Origin of the sequence: Burkholderia sp. AU16482 (assembly GCF_002223285.1) — a bacterium.
In the GTDB taxonomy this organism is placed as follows: Bacteria; Pseudomonadota; Gammaproteobacteria; order Burkholderiales; family Burkholderiaceae; genus Burkholderia; species Burkholderia semiarida.
In genome coordinates this window covers 1,481,876-1,500,932 of record NZ_NKEY01000006.1, presented here as the reverse complement: position 1 = coordinate 1,500,932, position 19,057 = coordinate 1,481,876, and the positions used below count along the sequence as shown (strand labels likewise).

The window sequence follows — 19,057 nt, the reverse complement described above, 5'->3', positions numbered from 1 at the left end:
GGCGACCCATCGGCGCAGGCGGTATCGCGGGTATCGGGCGAGCCGATGATCAGCATCGCGTCCGGCGGCCTACCGCGGCCGTTGCCCGGTGTTTACGCTGGCGCGATCATCCACTCTGTCCGGAAGGTCGTCATGTCCCGGCTCGATTACAAGCTGCTCGGCCCCTGCTTGCTCGCCATCGCGCTCGACGCGATGGGGTTCGGCCTCGTTTATCCGATGATGTCCGCCATTTTCAGCGATCCGCACGCGGGCATCCTGCCGGCCGACGCCAGCGCGCACGTGCGCAATTTCTATCTCGGCCTCGGCTACGGGATCTATCCGCTGTGCATGTTCTTCGGCTCGTCGCTGATGGGCGAGCTGTCCGATCGCTACGGCCGCCGCCGGATCCTGCTGCTGTGCGTGTTCGGCCTCGCGGCCGGCTACGCGATGATGGCGGCCGGTGCGTCGCATGCCGGCGTCGCGCTGCTGCTGGCCGGGCGCGGGCTCACGGGCTTGATGGCCGGCTGCCAGGGCATCGCGCAGGCGGCCATCACCGATCTCAGCACGCCCGAGACGAAGGCGTACAACATGAGCATTATGTCGCTCGCGTTCAGCGCGGGCGTGATCGTCGGCCCGGTGCTCGGCGGCGTGACGTCCGATCGCACGATCTCGCCGGTGTTCGACTACGGCACGCCGTTCGCGCTGGTCGCCGCGTTGTCGCTGATCTGCGCGTGCTGGACCTGGGCGTCGTATCGCGATTCCGCGGCGCCGCGCGGCGATACGCGCATCGATCCGCTGTTGCCGCTGCGGATCATCCGGGAAGCCGCGCGGCAGCGCGACGTCGCATTCCTGTCGGTGGTGTTCTTCCTGATGCAGGTCGGCTACGGGCTCTACCTGCAGACCGTCATGCTGCTGTTGCAGGCGAAATTCGGTTACACGAGCGCGCGGCTCGGGTTGTTCAGCGGCGTGATCGGCATCTGCTTCGTGTTCGGCCTGTTGTGCGTCGTGCGGCTGATGCTGCGCGTGTGGCGCGTGATCGATATCGCGAAGACGGGCCTGCTCGTGGCCGGCCTTGGCCAGATCCTGTCCGCGCTATTCCCGAATGAACCGGTGCTGTGGACGCTCGCGATGGTCGTCGGCTGCTTCGACATGGTTGCGTACACGACGATGTATACGGCGTTTTCCGACGCCGTCAGCGACGATCGGCAGGGCTGGGCGCTCGGCGTCGCGGGCTCGGTGATGGCGGTCGCGTGGGTCGTGACGGGCGCGCTGACGAATCTGCTGCCGGTATTCGGCGAAATCGGATTGCTGCTGATCGGCGGCGCGGGTTTCCTGCTCAGCTTCGCGATGATGGTGGCGTACGGCCGTACGCGGCCGGGCGCGCGAACGGCCGTGTTGTCGTAGGGGGGGCTGTCGTGGGCCGCGCGACGTTGGCCCGCTTCTGCCGAACGCGGTCCCGTGCGTGGCCGTCGCGCAACTTCGCACGGCCCGACACCGGCGCGGCGGACGAGGTCCGGGCCGCGTCCCAGCCGCCCGGCATCGCGACGCGTCGGCGCGATGCGTCAGAACATCGTGTTCCGGTTCGCCGACGTTTCCGGCACTGGCTGGATCACGTCCCAATGTTCGACGATCTTGCCGTCCTTCACGCGGAAGATGTCGACCACCGCTTCGCCGCGATCGCCCGGGCGCTCGGTCGCATGCACGTGCAGGTACACCAGATCCCCGTCGGCCGCGCTGCGGACGATACGCGCGCGTGACGCCGGATTCTTCTGGAACGCGCCGACGAAGTACGACACGAACGGCTTCTTGCCGTCCGGCACGTGCGGGTTGTGCTGTTTGTAGTCGTCCGCGACCACGGCGGCGGCCTCGACCGCTTCGTGCCGGTTGAAGAAGCGGTCGTAGAACGTCAGCACGAGCTGGCGGTTGGCTGCCTCGGCAGCCAGGTCGCGCGTGGCCGGGCCGGTGGCCAGCGCGGCCGTCGATGCGGCCAGCAGAACGACTGCGGCAACGGCGTGAACGGGGGAGCGAAACGATGACATGTAGCGTTTTCCTGGTCTGACGATGCGTGGAGGGATGCGCGACTCGGGTGGCGCTGAACGCGCTCGCCGGCGAGCGATCGAGCCGTGGCCGCGCGATGCATCCCGTATCGGCATGAACGATTCGCCGACAAGACCACGAGGTTCCGCTGCCGATAGTGCGCGATATCGTCATGCTTCGTTGAACTGGCGAATCCGGACGGCGGGCAGGCGGCTGTCAAGTCGATCGAATGGTACAGTTGCCGCGAACCCGTCACAAGAAGTCACCGCGGTGTGAACAGGTCACGCCGCGGTGACTGTGTACCGCCCGTGAAAGAGAATTCCGTCATGCCGCTGCCGTCCGCCGACGAATCCGTCGATCTCGATCAGCCGTGCCCGATCCGCGATGTGCTGGACCGCATCGGCGACCAGTGGAGCCTGCTCGTGCTCGAGGCGCTGTCGGGCGGAACGATGCGCTTCAACGAACTCGGCCGTACGATCGGCGATGTGTCGAACCAGATGCTGTCGCGTACGCTGAAGCGGCTCGAGCAGGATGGCTTCGTCAGCCGCACGCTGTTCGCCGAAGTGCCGCCGCGGGTCGAATATGCGTTGACCGACCTCGGGCGTTCGTTCCTGACACCGATGCACGCGATGATCCGGTGGGCCGACGAACATCATCGTGCGATCCGCGCGTCGCGCCGTCGTGCGCGCGAGTCGGAAGAGGGCGCGAGTTGAGCGTGGTACGTGGCGAACGAGCGGGGCGCGGTGAAGCGTGGCGGATGCACTTGCATCGTCACGAAATCACTTCGCGATCCAAGAGAGGTCGTCGAAATGGATAGCCCGGCGATATGTTGCCCGGGCACCCGCTGCCGTCGCGCATGATTCCGTGGCGCGGACGGCGCCGGCTCGCGCGCGCCGTTCCGCTCGGAACCTTCATCGGCCGGAGCCGGGCTGCTGTTTACCGCCACGAACCGTCGACGTAGACCCACACCGGCCCCTGGCGGCGCCAGTAGCCGGGCACCCAGCGGCGCCCGGGGCGCCGTGCGACCCAGCGACCGGGCACCCATATATAGCGGCCGCGCTGCCAGCGCCAGTAGCCGTCCGTCCATATATAGCCATGCGGCCGTGGCGGCGGTGGGCGGCGGTCGCGCCGCGCGGCCGGCGGCGCGAAGGTCGGGCGATCCGCATGGGGCGGGCTGCCCGGTACGCGGTTCGGGCCGGATGGACGGTACACGGGCGGGGCGGGCTGGGCCGAGGCGGCGCGCAGCCAGCCGGTACCCGCGAAGGCGGCGGTCAATCCGATGGCGCGCAGCAGCGAGCGTCGATTCATGGCGATTCCTGTTCAGTATTCGAGGTCGCCTTACATTAGCCTGCCGGTGCGCCCGGAGGGTTACACGGGCGGTCAAGGCTGTTACCGAGTGTCACGAAACGCCACTCTTTCCCTTTCCGACGGCTGACGGGATCTCGTCGTGGCTATGGGCGTCGCTGCGGTTTGTGGGGTGGAGGGGGCCGTCCGAGATGCCGGCTGGCCAATATTTGAGATTGAATTGGGTAACAATTACCGATTTTGGGGTGCCGAACCGAATCCACTTGTTGTTTCTATGCAACCGTCAAGACGCTGACATGTAAGAATGGTGCGATGAAAGGCTCCAAAAAGCACGCGTCAAGAAGTCAAAAACAAACGTTAAAACAAATACTTATGGCGCGTCCCCACTTTCATTATTTCTAGTTCTGGAAAAGGTTATTTCTTTATTTGCGGATCGCTCCCCTAGGGTACACCCCTAAACTCACGGTTCCCAAACGGGCAACTATCCGGGCGCCGCCAGCAGGACCGATGGCGCTCCCGGGCGGTTGAGACCGTTTATGAACAAGGTCGCGAGACCTGCCTCTTTTTAGAAGGGAGCTCCACGAATGAACAAGACTCTGATCGTTGCAGCAGCTGCAGCATCGTTCGCTACCGTCGCTCACGCACAAAGCAGCGTCACGCTGTACGGCGTGCTGGACGCAGGCATCACCTACCAAAGCAACGTCGCCAGCAAGTCGCTGTGGTCGATGGGCTCGGGTATCGACCAGAGCCGTTTCGGCCTGCGTGGTTCGGAAGACCTCGGTGGCGGCCTGAAGGCAATCTTCACGTTGGAAAGCGGCTTCAACATCGGTAACGGCCGTCTGGGCAACAACGGTGGCATGTTCAACCGTCAAGCGTTCGTCGGTCTGTCGAGCCAGTACGGTACGGTCACGCTGGGTAAGCAATACGACGCAACGCAAGACTACCTGGCGCCGCTGACGGCAACGGGTTCGTGGGGCGGCACGTACTTCGCTCACCCGCTGAACAACGACCGTCTGAGCACGAACGGTGACGTCGCGCTGAACAACTCGATCAAGTACACGAGCGCTAACTACGCTGGCCTGCAATTCGGCGGCACGTACTCGTTCTCGAACAACCAGAACTTCGGCAACAACCGTGCATACAGCGGCGGTCTGTCGTACCAGTTCCAAGGCCTGAAGCTGGGTGCGGCATACTCGCAAGCGAACCTCGGCGACGGTACCAACGCCAACGGCGCGACGAACATCGCTGCACAAGGCCGTGTCCGCACGTACGGTGCTGCTGCTGGTTACGCATTCGGCCCGGCGCAAGTCGGCGCTGCATGGACGCAGTCGCGTATCGACAACCAAGCTGTCGGCGTTCCGTCGCTGCGCGCTGACAACTACGAAGTCAACGCAAAGTACAACCTGACGCCGGCTCTCGGCCTCGGCGCAGCATACACGTACACGAACGCGAAGGTTAACGGTGGCAGCTCGCACTGGAACCAGTTCGGCCTGCAAGCTGACTACTCGCTGTCGAAGCGCACGGACGTGTACGCACAAGCTGTGTACCAGCGCGGTGCGAAGAACAACGCGTTTGGCACGTCGATCTACAACGGCGACAACACGACGGCTCCGAGCTCGTCGATCAACCAAACCGCAGCAACGGTTGGTCTGCGTCACCGCTTCTAAGCGTGACAAGCGGGGCAACCCGCTTCGCAGCATCGAAAAGGCGCCTTCGGGCGCCTTTTTTTCGTCCGCAGAAAGCGATGACGATAATCCGGATCGTCCGGATGCAAAAAAGCGAGGCCCGTGCCTCGCTTTTTCGTTCTGCGCGTCGTGTGACGCAGCATTGGCCGCCGGTGGCTCAGCGCGTGTATTCGCCGTTGGCTTCCGGCTGGAACACGATCTCGGCGACCTTCATCAGCTTTTCGGCACCGCTCGGCTGCATCACCTTGACCATCTGGCCGCGTTGCGTGCCCAGCAACGCCATGCCGACGGGCGAGAAGACGTTCAAGCGGCCGAGTTCGAGGTTGGCGGCGTCCGGATAAACGATCGTCCAGGTGGCCTGTTCCTGGGTCGCTTCGTCGAGTAGCGTGATCTGCGAGTTCATCGTGACGACGTTCGCCTTGATGGCGTCGGGCTGGACGATATCGGCGCGTTCGAGCAGCGTGTCGAGCATCGTCTGGAAGCGCGGGTTGTGCTCGGCGTGCTTTTCGAGGCGAGCGACGTCGAGTTCGGTCAGCTGGTAAAGGCGTTGTTTCATGGGAGTTCTCCAAATGATCGGCAGGGGCAGGCGTGGCGTGCCTATGAGGATCGCCCGGAGCCTGTCTGATCTGGCTCCGGGGTGGAGACCGAGCGGTCAGATCAGGCGCCGGGCAGGGGCGAGCGGCGCCTGGGCCGTGCGTCGAGCGAGGGGATGCGCCGGCTGGCCGGCGCACGCGCGCACGCCGGCCGGGCCGGACGGCGAAACCGAAAGGGGCGTGAGCGCGTACATGGTGGACGGAATATCGACTGGCGAATAAAACCTTACGATTCTACAACACAACCTTCCCGACCAGGATCCGATTGTTGGCGTTTCGTCAGCGATTGTTGTGTGGATGAAGCAAGTTGCAACGCCTCTGTCTGAAAACCATCGGCGATTTTTTCCAGAAACGCAACGCTGTATATTCAAACTAAGGGTTTCCCCTTGGTTCGGCGAGCACTACACTGGACTCAATCGCTTCAGACAGTCCCCGTCGAGGCGACGTCAAAAGACAACATATTCCGGAGGTAAATCATGAAGTCGATCGTCTACGCAGCCATCGCCGCATCCGTCCTTGCCGCTCCGATTGCATCGTTCGCGCAGTCCGAGCAGGGGTTGACCCGCGCTCAGGTCAAGGCCGAACTCGTGCAACTCGAGCAGAACGGCTACAAGCCGATGGCGAGCGATTCGCAATATCCGAGCGACATCCAGGCTGCCGAACAGCGTATCCAGCCGAACGAGCCGGCGCTCGCTCAGGCCGATACGAGCGGCTACGGTGCCGTGGCGACGGGTGCCGCACAATCCGGCCGCCGTGTGACGCGGGAAGCGCCGAATCCCGTGAATTCGGTCTACTTCGGTAACTAATTGAACGTTCCCCGGGTCTGCCCGAGCGCACCGCTGAATCGACGAGACGCGCGCTGACCGCGCGTCGTTCGCCCGCAGGAGCAGAACCTCCGTCGCCGCATGCCGGCGGCTTTGAGCCCAGACGCTGACGCGTTTGGGCCTTTTTTGCTGACGCGAATCAGGCCGACGTGACGGTAGGCGTGCCGTGGATATAGTGTTCGAGTTGGCTGATCGTGAACTGCTGATCGGCAATCACGCTCTTCACGAGGTCGCCGATCGAGATGAGGCCGACCAGCTTGCCGCCGTCGAGCACGGGCAGGTGGCGCATCCGGTGCTCGGTCATCAGCGCCATGCACTCGTCCGTGGATTGTGACGGTTCGACGTAGCGCACCTTCGCCGTCATGATTTCCTCGACGCGGGTGGCTTTCGACGAGCGGTCCTGCAGGACGATCTTGCGCGCGTAGTCGCGCTCGGTGACGATGCCCGCGATGTCGTCGCCGTCCACGACCAGCAGTGCACCGATACCCTTTTCGGCCATCAGCTTGATGGCGTCGTAGACGAGATCGGTCTTCGTGACGGTGTAGATGGTACGGCCCGAATCCGGCTTGGCCTTGAGAATCTGCGCGACAGTCGTGCTCATTCGCTTTCTCCGTATGCAGGTCGATGCAGGGCAGGCGGGACGTGATGCGCGTCACCCGGTGAGCCCAGTATAGCCGGGCGGGCGGCGGCAGTCGCGTGACGTTTCCAGATTAGCGGTAAACTCCCGTCACGCACCATCCACACAACTCCTACATTCCTGAACGTTTCGATTGAATTCATGATGTCTTCGCGTCCCCAATCGCCCTCGCCGGGCAATGGCCAGGCCGACGAGTGCGTGACGCTCGTCGCCACCGCGTCGCTGCCTACGCGCTACGGTACGTTCACGTCATACGCGTTTCGCGTATCGGGCAGCGATGCCGAACATCTCGCGCTCGTGATGGGCGACGTGACCGGCGAGCAGTCCGTGCTCACCCGTCTGCATTCCGAATGCCTGACCGGTGACGTGTTCGGCTCGTACCGCTGCGATTGCGGCGAGCAACTCGATCTCGCGTTGCGCTACATCGCCGCCGAAAACCGCGGCGTGCTGCTGTATCTGCGCGGTCATGAAGGCCGCGGCATCGGCCTGAGCAACAAGATCCGCGCGTACGCGCTGCAGGAGCAGGGGCGCGATACCGTCGAGGCGAACCTCGATCTCGGTCTCCCCGACGACGCCCGCGAATACGACTCGGCCGCCGCGATCCTGCGCATCCTCGGCGTGACGTCGGTGCGGCTGATGAGCAACAACCCGAAGAAGTTCGACACGCTCGTGAAGCACGGTATTCCCGTCTGCGAGCGCGTGGCGCTCGCGGTGCCTGTGCGCGAGGAAAACGAACGTTATATCCGCACGAAGCAAACGAAGTTCGGGCATTACTTCGAAGAAAATGAATAGTGGAAACTTTGGCGTTATCCGGATTGCTCTGAATTGATCTAGTGAATCCAGTAAGCTTTTGATTTAAAAGTGAATATTTGGATTCCGTCGTGTCGGCGCCTGCATGGGCGCTTGCCTCCGCATGGCCAAGCACGTTGCGTCGGCGTGGTTTTTTTCGGCGTTGTGCACCAAACCTACATCGTTTTTAGGCAGATTCCCGGGCCTCATCTCTAGGTTTCGATAAGTCGACAGTCGTTGACGTTTTGCCACAAATCGTTGATTAACGGTCGAACCGCTTGCGACGAGCGACGTGCGCTATGCGGGGGGGCACTTGACGCCTTGATCTCTGCGTGGGAAATAACGCGTTGGCGAACGGAAATTTCGTCTGCAGTTCGTGGGCCCGTCGCAACAATAATTCGCTTGATCGCTTCGCTGGCTAAAGCCCGTAGCGGATGCGCGTGCGTATGGTCAATCCTCACTTTCCGCTCAGCGCTTTGGCGTTACCAGGCAATTGGGCGATCCGGGGGACGCGGCGTCCGCATTGTTCCGTTCGCCTCCTCCGACGCCGGCCGGCACCTCGCCACACCTGGACAGGGCCTTCTCCAGACGTACTGTGTCCATTCCGTGGTCTGACGTGGCGTGTCATGCTTGCGATTGTCGTGGCAATATTCCGGCCATTAATCCTGTGGGCCTGAATGCAGAGGGGCTGGGTATTGCAGTGACGTCTTTGCGACGATGATCCGCAGTTTCGCGTCGTCGGCTTCTTCACCTCCAAGTGGCGCGGAAAAGGAATGGATCTGGATTGGAAACAGCGCACGCATCAGTACGTCCAGTCGCGGCGTCAACACCCTGCCTGGCAATTGCTGGCGGCGCGTAGCGCACCGCTCGTGCTGAGTTGCTTACAGACGTTGTTTGAAAAGAGTCACGACGGTATTGAGGTCGACGTGGCCGAACAAATGCTCGCAGCCGTGCTGGAGCAGCACGCGAATTCAGACGAATTTGGCGTTGATCCCGAGGGCGATTGTGCGGCACTGGCGCGCAAGGAGCTGCGGGGATGGATTCGGCGTTCGTTGCTGATTGAACGGGCTGGGCGTCTCTATGCCACCGATGCGCTCGAGGAAGCGCTGCGATTCGTCGCCGCCCTGGACGGGCGCTTAATGACCTCGACGGCATCACGGCTATCGATCGTGCAACGCGAGATCGAAAACCTGGAATCCAACCTTAATCCGGATCGTCGAAGTAGATCGCGCTATTTGCAGCGGAAGATCCAGGAGTTGGAGCGGGAACTCGAAGACGTCAAGACGGGTAACGTGCGTGCGATGACGGAATCGGAGGCTATCGAGGGTATCCGGGAAATCTACAATCTGGCTACGAGTTTGCGTGCCGACTTTCGTCGGGTCGAAGACTCTTATCGTGAGGCCGATCAAGCGTTGCGGCAGTCGATCATTAGCGAGCGCGGTCATCGGGGCGCGGTCGTGGACAAACTGTTGAACAGCCATGACGAACTGCTCGAAACCGCCGAAGGAAAGGTTTTTCGCGGTTTTCAGCAGCAGTTGGGACGCTCTGCCGAACTCGACGCGATGAAGCATCGGCTGCGCCAGATCATTCAGCATCCCGCCACGCGCTCGGCACTCAATCCCAGCCAGCAACATGAACTGCGCTGGCTCATCATCCGCCTGATCGACGAATCGGCAGCGGTCATCCGCGCGAGAGCTCGAAGTGAACGTGACGTCAAGGGGTTCCTCCGTACGGGACTTGCGGTCGAACATCATCGGGTTGGCGAACTGATCCACGACGTGTTGCAGCAAGCGCTGGCACTCGACTGGGCGAGCGCCTCGACGCGCAACATGGACGGTCCGTTGCCGCCCGTTGCAATTTCCGTGGCGGGTCTACCGCTCGTGGAAAGAATCAGGTTCAAGGCCATTCAGGACGATGCGCGACTCGTGCTCGAACTGCAGGCGCGAAGCATGGACCCACGATCCATCGACGACGAGTTTTGGGAGGCGTTCGATGGTTTGGATCGACAGGCGCTGTGTGAGAGTACGGTGGCGTTGCTCGAGCAACATGGCACGCGCATGGGGATCGCAGAACTGGCGCGGCATCTGCCGCCGACGCATGATCTGGAGACAATCGCGCTCTGGTTGAGCATGGCGCGGGAAGCAGGGGTTTCGATGGACGGGGAGCGGGAAAGCGTCGACGTAATGGGGCGTGATGGCATGCCGCTGCGCTTTGACGTTCCGGTCGTGGCGCTCGGTTTCGACGACGTGCGCGGCTTGGATATGGAGCTATAAGATGGTAAGCATATTCGATACGCTGACCGCATCGAAGGACGACGGACGTGAGGTTGACAAGGTTGCGCAGTTGTCGGGAGCTCATGACGAGGCCAGCGAATTTGACGCCGGTCCGTCGGCGGAGGCGGCGAGTTTCACATCTCGGGACGTGAAGGATGCATGCCAGGAACTGCTCAAATTCGGCCTTCTCGAGGTTGCTCGCAAACCCAACCTCTACCGGATTACCGCGACGAGTCGTGCAGACATCGACCGCATTCTGGAGCCGCTGGATTTGGTGCTCAAGATTGATGACATTCGTGGGCTGGCCTTCGTCAGTGTCGCTCAGTCGTACTGCCGTGAATCCGAGGACGACGAATGGTCTCATCCGCTGGTTCGCCGACAGCGCCTGACGCTAGAGCAATCGCTTCTGGTTGCGCTACTGCGGCAGCGCTATCTGGCTCATGAGCAGGAACGGGGTATCGGCGTCCCCGATGCACCTGCGTTGGTCGAAGATGTCGCTGCTCAGTTGCAACTCTACCTTGGAGGCTTGGGAAGCGACACGCGGGAACTCCAGCGCGCGCGCAATCTGCTCGATAAGCTCAAGCCGCATGGGGTCGTCTCGGAAGTCGACCAGCAGGATCAGTTTATGATTCGCCCGATTATTGTCCATCTTGCCAATCCCGAGAACTTGTTAGGGTTGCTCCAGGCGCTCAAGCAGGCATCGCCGGGCATACAGCGCACGGATGATTGTGCGCCGGTGGGGGACGACGGGGAGATTGCATGATCTCGGCCAACTCGGACCATCGCGCTATCGACGCGCTGTTGTCGACGCCGGCATTCATTCTCACCCGTCTCGATCTCTTCAATTGGGGGCCGTTCGGCGGGCGCCATCAGGCAGCCATCGATATCGAAGGTACGGCGATCATTGGCCAGACAGGCAGCGGCAAGACCACGCTCATTGACGCCCTGATGACGTTGATTGCCGCGCAGCCGCGCTACAACCTCGCGTCGACCGGAGGGCACGAGAGCGATCGCGACCTCGTCTCGTATGTGCGTGGGGTTTCCGGCGCGGGACGTGAAGGTGATACAGACCATATCTCCAGACCGGGAAAGACTGTGTCAGCGATTGCCGCTACCTTTGGCAATGGCAGCGACACGCTGACGATTGCCGGAATATTTTCGCTGGAGGGAAGCGGCTCCTCGGCCACTGAACTCGATCGGATCTGGATGATCGAGCGGGGCGCGGAGTTTGGTCTTGACGAATTGCTGGAATTGCATAACGCCGGGGGCAAGCGGGCGCTCAGGCAACATGAGCGAGCGTCTTCAGGGAGCCTGAAAGTATACGACAGCAAGAAGGCGTACATCCTGGAATTGCGTCGCATCTTCGAGGTCGGCGAGAACGCGTTCACCCTGCTCAATCGCGCGGCCGGCCTGAAGCAACTCAACAGCATTGACGACCTCTTCCGGGATCTGGTGCTGGACGATCGATCGGCCTTTCCGCGGGCGCTGGAGGTGGCGTCCGAGTTCGACAATCTCGCGGAGATTCGGGAGGAACTGGAGACGGCAAGAAAGCAGCGGGATTCGCTGGTGCCGATCGAAAAGGGGTGGGCGCAGCGTGCGGAGAGACTCGAGCAGCGGGATCTTCAGGTTCGTCTCGTTTCGCTTTTGCCCATCGCGGTTGCGACTCGCGAGCATCAATTGTGGGTCGATCGGGAGCGCGAACTGGGACAGGAGAAAGCGGGCTGTGAACGACGGATCGAAGACCACACCCGTCGCACAAAGGAGCTCGAATCAGCGGCACAAAGGCTGCGCGACATCTATCTTCGTGATGGCGGGAGCGGCATCGAGGAACTCGAAGGCAAGCTTGAGGCTGAACGCAAGCACCTTGAGACGGTTCGGCGCCACGCGAACGATTATGTGTTGTTCGCCAAGAAGCTTCAGTTCAGCCAGGCGCTTACCCTGGAGACGTTTCGGCAGAACGAGGCCAGCGCGCAGGCTTTGCTCGCTTCGACGGCCGTCGCGATCGAGGAAGCGGAACGCTTGGCATACGCCAAGGGGGCCGCGCTGGCAGGCACTGAACAGACGCTTACAGAACAGCAGGCGGCCCTTGCAAATGCAAAGTCACACCCGGGATCCAACATACCGTCGCTGTATCAACAGTTCAGACGCGATCTGGCCGGCCAACTGAACCTGCACGATGAGGATCTGCCCTTCGTTGCGGAACTGGTCGAGGTGCAAAAATCGCAGTCGGCATGGCGCGGCGCGATCGAGCGCGCGATGGGCGGCCATCGGTTGCGCATCATGGTTCCGGCATCACACATGAAGCTTGCACTCGCATGGGTGAATGGCCGCGACAACCGGTTGCATGTTCGTCTTGTGGACGTGATGGCGCCGGATCGCGCCGTCGAATTCCTGATCGACGGCTTCACGCGAAAACTTAACTTCAAGGACCATCCGTATCGGGAGGCTGTTCGAGGGCTACTTGCTCAAATCGATCGACATTGCGTGGCGTCCCCCGAGGTGTTGAAACATACGCCGCATGGTATGACCGCGCAGGGGCTCATGTCGGGCAAGAGCGGTTTCTTCGAAAAGCAGGACAAGACCCCGTTGAGCCAGGGATGGCTCACCGGTTTTGACAACAAGGACCTTCTCGCCGAGCTCGAGCGTCAGTGTGACGAGACGGCACGGGAGCTCGCTGAGCTTACGGCAAAGTTTGAGGCGGCGAGGGCGCAGGTTACAGAGGTACAGGTTCGCCGAACAATGCTTGACCGCGTGCTGTCGATTGATTTTGCGGATATCGATGTGCGTCAGGCCGAGCGTAACGTGGCGGATTCCACCCGACGGCTCTCGGCGCTGACGGATCCATCATCGGATACCGCGAGGGCCAAACAGGCTTGGGAGGAGGTTCGCGCGGAACTCGAGAAGATCAGCCAGGCGCGCGACGAGAGCCTCATACAGCAGACGAAGCTTCAAGAGCAGTATGACACCGCCGTGAATGGGCGAGAACGCGCATTCGCGACGATCGGCGAAGGACTGAATGCGATCGAGATGGCGCTGGTCGAGCAACACTTTGATTTCGTCGGTGTCCAGACCGTGGATACACTGATGCGACAGCAGGCGCAAATCGACGTCCGGTTGCGAGCACGCCTCGAGGAACTTGCTGCAAGGATCAATGATCACGAACGGCAACTGGTCCGTGGCATGGGCGCGGCGCGTGCTGTCGATACGGGTGCCTTGGCGGAGGTCGGCACGGAAGTTGAAGACGTACCACAGTATCTAGAGCGACTGCGCGTGCTCAGGGATGAGGCGCTACCCGAAAAGCTGGATCGTTTTCTTGGGTATCTGAATCAATCCTCGGACGAGGGGGTGACGCAATTGCTCCGCAGTATCGATAACGAGGTGGAGACCATCGTCGAGCGGATCGAGGACTTGAACGCCACGATGCGCCGCGTCGACTTTCAGCCGGGGCGGTATTTGCAACTGGAGCCGCGTCGGGTCGTCCATGAGAGTCTGCGAACATTGGAGCAGGCGCAACGCACTCTGCGCGCCGCGACACTGCAAGACGACCAGGGCGAGAGCCAGTTCAACGCGTTAGCCGAGGTCGTCAGGCTCATGAGGGACGCGAGCGAGCGACGCACGACCGTTGGGGCGAAGGCGCTTCTGGATCCTCGCTATCGGCTGCAGTTTGCGGTGTCCGTCATCGAGCGCAGTTCGGGGGCAGTCTGTGAAACCCGGAAGGGATCTCAAGGCGGCAGCGGCGGAGAAAAGGAGATCATTGCAAGCTATATTTTGACGGCTTCGTTGAGCTATGCGCTGTGCCCGGATGGCAAGGACCGTCCATTGTTTGGCACCATCGTGCTGGACGAGGCGTTCTCGAAGAGTTCACAGGCGGTGGCAGGACGCATTATTTCAGCACTGCGAGAGTTTGGCCTTCATCCGCTCTTTGTGACGCCGAACAAGGAAATGCGGCTACTTCGAGCGCATACGCGCTCGGCCATTCTGATCCATCGAAAAGGACTGCAGGCAACGATGACGTCTTTGAGCTGGGAAGAGCTGGATTCCATTGCACGAGCCCGGCAAATGACCGGACGAGATGAAATCACCGAATGATATGGCTGCACGCCTCGCTCGATCATGGCAATCGGCCGATGAACGCGAGGCGCGGCTGCTTTACCCCGATAGCTGGCCGCTGCGATTGCCTATCGGCAGACCCAGTCCCAAGGCTTTTACCGAACAGACCGAAAGCGTCAAACGGCATTGCGATGCCTGGCGATCGGTGGAGATTGGCATCGTGCATTGGGAAACCGTGGCCTATCGTGCGGGGGGCAGCCCCGTGCGACTGCCGCACCTTTGGGAACTGAGAAGCCCGTCGGACTGGGTGCGCGCGACCCAGGATGCCGCGATTGCGGCCGAGTACGAACGGCTCGGTGAGGTGGTTCGGCACATGGACGCGCAGTTCCACGCACTGGTGGTACGTCAGCGAAGGTTGATGATGGAGCGCCCGGTGCACGAGATCATCAAGGCTGGGGAAGTGGCCTTGGCGTTATCGCCGGGATGTGCGCAAGGGCGTCCACTGCGGGCGCTTGGTGTCTGCAATACCGATAGCAAGTTCTTCGAGCGGCACCGGGCGTTGCTCTGTCACATGCTCAACGTTCGCTTTGGCGGACAAGTTTCCGAACTGGGGCTCGAGGCGTTCCTCGGCGCGCCTGAGGACGACGAGCGTTGGTTGCTCGTCGTGCCGCTCGCGGCCGGGATATTGCCGTTTCGCCAGCAGCGCATCCGGGCCGGTGAACTCGTTCAGCTTCCGAAGTGCGTCGGCCACATCATCATTGTGGAAAACGAACGGTCCGTTCATCAGTTGGCGGAGCTACCTGATGCGGTGGCGATCCTCGGTGCGGGACTGAGTTTGGACTGGACGCATGATCCGTGGCTCGCGAGCAAGCGTGTAGCGTATTGGGGGGATATGGATACCTGGGGGCTGAAAATGTTGGGGAAAGTGCGTCAAGCTATTCCGTCCTTGAGCGCGCTGCTGATGAATCGGGACTGTTTTGAACGATACGCGGCAAATCTGGCCGTGCGTGAACTCGTCCCCGTCGACGGGCGCCGTCCTGACGGACTAACCGAGGACGAGGGCGCCTTCTTCGAATACCTCCTGACGCAGGAGCGCGGGCGCTTGGAACAAGAATTCTTGCCGAAAGACATTGTGAGAGCGGCGATGCATGCGTGGTATGAGGCGTAACTATCGTAGAGCAGGTATCGGTGGCCTGCGCGAATTGTGCCAGGCGTGCGCCTGCCCCAGCCGTTGGTGTCTGGCCCCACCTTCGAGATCCGCGCCTCGCGCCCGCGATTGCCGAACACGCTCCCCCGACCGACGGTCGCGCGATGGCAGGTGCTGCCGAGTCTTGCGGCGCCTCGATCCTTCCTTCTCGGCCTGGACCAATCGGCCAATTTGCAGGGATGTCTGAGGTGCCTTCAGAGGTGTCCGCGCGACAAAGCATGCCGTCAAATCGGCCGAATCTGAATCGGTAAATCATTGTTAAACAAGGAAATTTTCGCGGTTTATAATGGAGCCTCGTGTGCTGGAGGTTGGGGGTGACCGATGAATCTGGACAGTAAGCTTTTGATGTCGTTGAAGAAGCGCTCTGGTAACGTCGTGCTCCGGCGTGAACTGGCAGGCTTGGGGAGTTCATCACACCTTAGTACTGCGCTTCAACGCCTCGTTGCCGAGGGACGTCTCACTCGGCTCGGCGCGGGCGTTTATGCCAAGACTGATTGGGATCTCGAAGGCAATGCGCGATTTGCCGTCGGCAATGAGGTACTGTTGCGCGAGGCACTCGGGAAGCTGGGCGTCGAGGTGATCGATGTGACGATTCAGCACGAAAACGGTCGCACCGTTTGCCTGGTCAACACCGGCAGGAGCCGGATTTCTCGTAAGCTTGGGTGGGGCAACATCACCGTCCGATATGTCGGTGAGCAGGAAAGCCCGTCCACGGGCGCGGTGCCCAGGCTTCCGGCAGATGTCGACAAGCTTCCGACCCGAAATGTCGGCACGTTTGTTGAGCGGCTCGCACAAGCCTACGACGTGCAATACAGACGCTCGGGCCTCGATGATTTCGCAGAAGCAGTGACGCGAGTCGCGGGCGACGATGTCGAACTTGATCGCACGGGGAAACTGCTGGTCGCGCTCAAGAAGCAGCATCGAATCAACGGTCGGCAATTTGCCCGATTGATGGCGAACCACATCAGGGAGATCAAGCGTGTTCGACCCGTTCGGGGACTACGACACCAGGGGCTATCTGCGTAACATTGACAGCATCAAGGACCTGGACGAACTCAAGTACATTGAGCACGGGTTCTTCGAGTCGGGTCTCGAGACTGCGTTGGCGTACCTTCAGGCGATCAGAGGTCCGATCGCGTACGCTCACTTTCTTGAAGTTCACCGAATCCTGTTCGGCGAGTTCTACCCGTGGGCGGGTCAGGATCGCCATCATCTCGGCGTTGGTCGACTTGTCGGAAAGGGGCAGCGAATACAGTTCGAGGCTTCGGAGTTGTGCCAGCGTGCCGTCGAATGGGGGCTATCTTCTGGCAACAATCCAAACACGATGCGCGAAAAACCCGGGATGGTCATGGGTGCTTTCGCTTGGGGGCACCCTTTTCTCGACGGAAATGGTCGCACCATGCTTCTTGTTCACGCGGAGCTATGCCACCGCGCAGGCTTCGCGATCAACTGGAATGCGTCGCGGAAGGACGATTACCTGGAGGCGCTTACTCGGGAACTGCAAGATCCCCAAGGCAAGCACCTGGACACGTATCTCCTGCCGTTGATGATCGCTCCCATTGCTGGCGGCGATCTTCGCGACCATCTGATGTCACTGCCGGGCCTCGACGGACAGGATGGCAGCAGTGCTCCGAATGTTGCATATCGGGCGGATGATCCAGTGGCAAACCAGAACTACCGCGAGTTGAAGCGTGCGCGTGGAGAAATTTAAGCGCATGCCGGCTCGGACGTGACGAATGGGTAAGCCCGATCTTCGCCGGCCGGTTGCCGGACCTTATCGCCAGTCGCGATGGGCGGCCGGACTAGAGGTTGCCTTCGGATGGGTGGCAAAAGGGACGTTGGCGCTGGCCGGCCTGACGATGGTCGCATTGGCGGCGCTGACGGGTGACGTCGGCGCCGTGACGGACCTGCCGACGACCAGAAAGGGCTGGTTGTACCTGCTGCTGATACTGGTCGTGATGGTCGCGCTGATATTTGCGGTGCATCACTACTGGCTACGCCCGGCCAGCGTGCGTCCAGCGGGCTAGCCTGACGTGGGGCTGGATATGGCCCCGAAAACCGTTCAGGCAATAAAAAAGCCCGCTGCTTGAGCGGGCCGAATCCATGTTTGGAGACATGGAGGAGACAGACGTAAATTTAAGGGAAAACCCGGACGTTTGCAAGCGCTTGTTGTATCCGCACAACCTGCCGCCGCCCCAGCCCGCCCGGTGGCGGCGCGCGGCACGAGCTTCGTTCACACGCTGCCGGCTCGTGCATGCGCCGCAAACGCGCCGAACCGCCGTTGCGCGACGGGCAACGCATATTTGCTGCGCATCTCCGTCTCGATCCATGCACACGCCTCGCGCGCACAGTCAGTCAGTGCGTTCCGCGTCGCATGCCCATCGATGTCGTAGACGAAACGCACGCCAACCTCGTCCTCGCCAACCTGTCGTTCGAGCTGATTGAGCTGCAGTTGCGGCCCGTGCTGTTGCGACAGCGCGCGAAGTTCGTCGAAGTGATATTCGAGCCAGTCGGCGAAGAACAGCGCGTCGCTGTGGCAGGGCAGGCGAAAAGCCGCGCTGCGCGACGGGCGTGACGCGATTTCGCCGGCCGCCGCATGCGGTTCGCCGTCGACGGCGACCGGCCGATCGACCGGCGCGAGCGGGTGCCGGATCCGCCGGTACGGCGCCCGATCGCGCAATGCGTGCCACAGCAGTTCGTCGCCGGCGGCGCCGGACGGCTGCATCGTCAGGTCGTGCCGGCCGTCGCCGGTCGCGGCGATGTCGCGGATCACGAGGCGCAGCGAGCACAGCGGTTCGTCCGCGACCAGCAGGGTTGCCGGGCGCGGCAGCCCGCACACGAGCGGCGCGGCGCCGGCGGCGCGAAACACGAGCCCGCGGCGGTCGAGCCGCACGAGCGGCAACGGCCTCGGAAACGACGGATAGGCGACCGTGATGCGGGCGCCGCCGACGCCCGTCAACCCGGGCATCATCGCGCGAAAGACCTGAGACTGGTCCACGTTGGTTCTCCTTCGTTACGATGCCGCCTGGACGGAAACGCGCGTTCCGGCTCAGGCGGCGATAGCTTGCCGGGCGACCTGCCCGGGCTCGATTCCCAGTGCGGCAAACGTTTGCGGATCGATGTCGATCCAGCACGCGACCACCAGACGCCCGTCCACCTGCTTCGGCGGGCCTGCGCGGTGCGCGTGGATGCCGATCCGGCGGAACAGCCGCTCCATGCTTGCGAACGTCACGCCGATCAACTGCCGCGCGCCGAGCTGCGCCGCGCACTCGACGACGGCCGCGAGCATCGGGCGTACGGCCCATTCGGCGTTGCCGGGCCCGCCTTCGTCGTCGGTCGCCGCGAATCGGGACAGTTCCCAGACGGCGGCCGACTGCGGCAGCGGCATGTCCTCCGCGACCAGGTCGGCGAACAGCGACTTCAGCAGGTACGGGCGCGTCGTCGGCAGCAGGCGCGCGCATCCGCACATGTCGCCGGCGGCGTTTCGCGCGAACACGTAGACGGTATCGTCGCGATCGAACTGGTCGCGCTCGAAACTTTCGTTCGCCGACGGGAGCGCCCAGCCGAGCTGTTCGACGAACACACGGCGCCGATAGCGCCCTAGATCCGCCGCGAGTTCGTGTGGCAACCGCCCTTCCTCGTGAACGAAGGTCTGCATGGATGTCCTCGGATCTGTGC

General features: G+C 62.0%; 18 protein-coding genes. 12 read left to right on the top strand and 6 right to left on the bottom strand.

Annotation, left to right across the window (positions count from 1 at the left end; all coding sequences use genetic code 11):
* Positions 1-132: 132 nt before the first annotated feature.
* Entirely contained in the window at positions 133-1,383 is a 1,251-nt protein-coding gene (locus CFB35_RS24165; RefSeq protein ID WP_059584851.1) for an MFS transporter, read from the top strand.
* Positions 1,384-1,541: 158 nt separating this feature from the next.
* Here CFB35_RS24165 and CFB35_RS24160 read toward each other — a convergent pair whose 3' ends face one another.
* Positions 1,542-2,018: a nuclear transport factor 2 family protein gene (locus CFB35_RS24160; RefSeq protein WP_089465635.1), complete on the bottom strand. Its 477-nt coding sequence runs from the start codon at positions 2,016-2,018 to the stop codon at positions 1,542-1,544.
* A gap of 324 nt (positions 2,019-2,342) precedes the next feature.
* Here CFB35_RS24160 and CFB35_RS24150 point away from each other — a divergent pair, with 324 nt between their 5' ends.
* Positions 2,343-2,729 (top strand): helix-turn-helix domain-containing protein, encoded by a 387-nt coding sequence (locus tag CFB35_RS24150; protein ID WP_089465634.1) that lies wholly within the window; start codon positions 2,343-2,345, stop codon positions 2,727-2,729.
* A 223-nt stretch (positions 2,730-2,952) separates the two neighbouring features.
* Here the strand turns inward: CFB35_RS24150 and CFB35_RS24145 are convergent, their stop codons facing one another.
* Entirely contained in the window at positions 2,953-3,324 is a 372-nt protein-coding gene (locus tag CFB35_RS24145; RefSeq protein WP_089465633.1) for a YXWGXW repeat-containing protein, read from the bottom strand.
* Between the two features lie 581 nt (positions 3,325-3,905).
* On the opposite strand from CFB35_RS24145, the gene CFB35_RS24140 reads away from it, so the two are divergent.
* Positions 3,906-4,988 carry a porin gene (locus tag CFB35_RS24140; RefSeq protein ID WP_059584854.1) on the top strand — a complete coding sequence of 361 codons (1,083 nt, stop codon included), beginning with the start codon at positions 3,906-3,908 and terminating at the stop codon, positions 4,986-4,988.
* A gap of 175 nt (positions 4,989-5,163) precedes the next feature.
* On the opposite strand, the gene CFB35_RS24135 is transcribed toward CFB35_RS24140, so the two are convergent.
* On the bottom strand, positions 5,164-5,562 hold the full coding sequence (locus CFB35_RS24135; RefSeq protein WP_027781009.1) for a GreA/GreB family elongation factor: 399 nt from the start codon (positions 5,560-5,562) through the stop codon (positions 5,164-5,166).
* Between the two features lie 513 nt (positions 5,563-6,075).
* Between CFB35_RS24135 and CFB35_RS24130 the strand changes: the two genes are divergently transcribed.
* Positions 6,076-6,405, top strand: a complete 330-nt coding sequence (locus CFB35_RS24130; RefSeq protein ID WP_089465632.1) for a DUF4148 domain-containing protein — start codon at positions 6,076-6,078, stop codon at positions 6,403-6,405.
* Between the two features lie 157 nt (positions 6,406-6,562).
* On the opposite strand, the gene CFB35_RS24125 is transcribed toward CFB35_RS24130, so the two are convergent.
* Positions 6,563-7,024, bottom strand: a complete 462-nt coding sequence (locus CFB35_RS24125) for a CBS domain-containing protein (RefSeq protein WP_012339746.1) — start codon at positions 7,022-7,024, stop codon at positions 6,563-6,565.
* 177 nt (positions 7,025-7,201) lie between these two features.
* Here CFB35_RS24125 and ribA point away from each other — a divergent pair, with 177 nt between their 5' ends.
* The 8 genes from ribA (at position 7,202) to CFB35_RS24085 (ending at position 17,406) form a co-directional block, all read left to right on the top strand.
* A complete protein-coding gene (gene ribA, locus CFB35_RS24120) occupies positions 7,202-7,852 on the top strand; it encodes a GTP cyclohydrolase II (protein WP_059584856.1) in 651 nt (216 codons plus the stop codon).
* Positions 7,853-8,622: 770 nt separating this feature from the next.
* Positions 8,623-10,122 carry a DUF3375 domain-containing protein gene (locus CFB35_RS24115; protein WP_059584857.1) on the top strand — a complete coding sequence of 500 codons (1,500 nt, stop codon included), beginning with the start codon at positions 8,623-8,625 and terminating at the stop codon, positions 10,120-10,122.
* Between the two features lies 1 nt (position 10,123).
* A complete protein-coding gene (locus CFB35_RS24110) occupies positions 10,124-10,885 on the top strand; it encodes a DUF4194 domain-containing protein (RefSeq protein ID WP_059584858.1) in 762 nt (253 codons plus the stop codon).
* A complete protein-coding gene (locus CFB35_RS24105) occupies positions 10,882-14,211 on the top strand; it encodes an ATP-binding protein (RefSeq protein WP_089465631.1) in 3,330 nt (1,109 codons plus the stop codon). Before CFB35_RS24110 ends, CFB35_RS24105 begins: the two co-directional genes overlap by 4 nt.
* The gene (locus tag CFB35_RS24100; RefSeq protein ID WP_059584860.1) at positions 14,195-15,340 is read left to right on the top strand and encodes a Wadjet anti-phage system protein JetD domain-containing protein; all 1,146 of its coding nucleotides are present in this window, start codon (positions 14,195-14,197) and stop codon (positions 15,338-15,340) included. The genes CFB35_RS24105 and CFB35_RS24100 overlap by 17 nt, the downstream gene beginning before the upstream one ends.
* A gap of 360 nt (positions 15,341-15,700) precedes the next feature.
* Positions 15,701-16,405: a type IV toxin-antitoxin system AbiEi family antitoxin domain-containing protein gene (locus CFB35_RS24095; protein ID WP_089465630.1), complete on the top strand. Its 705-nt coding sequence runs from the start codon at positions 15,701-15,703 to the stop codon at positions 16,403-16,405.
* Positions 16,359-17,090 (top strand): Fic family protein, encoded by a 732-nt coding sequence (locus CFB35_RS24090; RefSeq protein ID WP_059584862.1) that lies wholly within the window; start codon positions 16,359-16,361, stop codon positions 17,088-17,090. Before CFB35_RS24095 ends, CFB35_RS24090 begins: the two co-directional genes overlap by 47 nt.
* Positions 17,091-17,115: 25 nt before the next feature.
* Positions 17,116-17,406, top strand: coding sequence for a hypothetical protein (locus CFB35_RS24085; protein ID WP_059584863.1), 291 nt, complete (start codon positions 17,116-17,118; stop codon positions 17,404-17,406).
* 206 nt (positions 17,407-17,612) lie between these two features.
* Here the strand turns inward: CFB35_RS24085 and CFB35_RS24080 are convergent, their stop codons facing one another.
* Both CFB35_RS24080 and CFB35_RS24075 read right to left on the bottom strand, forming a co-directional pair.
* Complete coding sequence (locus CFB35_RS24080; RefSeq protein ID WP_059584864.1) at positions 17,613-18,377, bottom strand: hypothetical protein; 765 nt, start codon at positions 18,375-18,377, stop codon at positions 17,613-17,615.
* A 51-nt stretch (positions 18,378-18,428) separates the two neighbouring features.
* Entirely contained in the window at positions 18,429-19,037 is a 609-nt protein-coding gene (locus CFB35_RS24075; RefSeq protein WP_059584865.1) for an acyl-homoserine-lactone synthase, read from the bottom strand.
* Positions 19,038-19,057: the final 20 nt, after the last annotated feature.

Excerpts from the sequence above, each read along its gene's own strand:
- ribA (WP_059584856.1), top strand. The coding sequence starts at position 7,202 with ATGATGTCTTCGCGTCCCCAATCGCCCTCGCCGGGCAATGGCCAGGCC.
- CFB35_RS24130 (WP_089465632.1), top strand. The coding sequence starts at position 6,076 with ATGAAGTCGATCGTCTACGCAGCCATCGCCGCATCCGTCCTTGCCGCT.
- CFB35_RS24140 (WP_059584854.1), top strand. The coding sequence starts at position 3,906 with ATGAACAAGACTCTGATCGTTGCAGCAGCTGCAGCATCGTTCGCTACC.
- CFB35_RS24075 (WP_059584865.1), bottom strand. The coding sequence starts at position 19,037 with ATGCAGACCTTCGTTCACGAGGAAGGGCGGTTGCCACACGAACTCGCG.
- CFB35_RS24150 (WP_089465634.1), top strand. The coding sequence starts at position 2,343 with ATGCCGCTGCCGTCCGCCGACGAATCCGTCGATCTCGATCAGCCGTGC.
- CFB35_RS24145 (WP_089465633.1), bottom strand. The coding sequence starts at position 3,324 with ATGAATCGACGCTCGCTGCTGCGCGCCATCGGATTGACCGCCGCCTTC.
- CFB35_RS24135 (WP_027781009.1), bottom strand. The coding sequence starts at position 5,562 with ATGAAACAACGCCTTTACCAGCTGACCGAACTCGACGTCGCTCGCCTC.
- CFB35_RS24165 (WP_059584851.1), top strand. The coding sequence starts at position 133 with ATGTCCCGGCTCGATTACAAGCTGCTCGGCCCCTGCTTGCTCGCCATC.
- CFB35_RS24095 (WP_089465630.1), top strand. The coding sequence starts at position 15,701 with ATGAATCTGGACAGTAAGCTTTTGATGTCGTTGAAGAAGCGCTCTGGT.
- CFB35_RS24105 (WP_089465631.1), top strand. The coding sequence starts at position 10,882 with ATGATCTCGGCCAACTCGGACCATCGCGCTATCGACGCGCTGTTGTCG.
- CFB35_RS24125 (WP_012339746.1), bottom strand. The coding sequence starts at position 7,024 with ATGAGCACGACTGTCGCGCAGATTCTCAAGGCCAAGCCGGATTCGGGC.
- CFB35_RS24160 (WP_089465635.1), bottom strand. The coding sequence starts at position 2,018 with ATGTCATCGTTTCGCTCCCCCGTTCACGCCGTTGCCGCAGTCGTTCTG.
- CFB35_RS24115 (WP_059584857.1), top strand. The coding sequence starts at position 8,623 with ATGGATCTGGATTGGAAACAGCGCACGCATCAGTACGTCCAGTCGCGG.
- CFB35_RS24110 (WP_059584858.1), top strand. The coding sequence starts at position 10,124 with ATGGTAAGCATATTCGATACGCTGACCGCATCGAAGGACGACGGACGT.
- CFB35_RS24085 (WP_059584863.1), top strand. The coding sequence starts at position 17,116 with ATGGGTAAGCCCGATCTTCGCCGGCCGGTTGCCGGACCTTATCGCCAG.
- CFB35_RS24100 (WP_059584860.1), top strand. The coding sequence starts at position 14,195 with ATGAAATCACCGAATGATATGGCTGCACGCCTCGCTCGATCATGGCAA.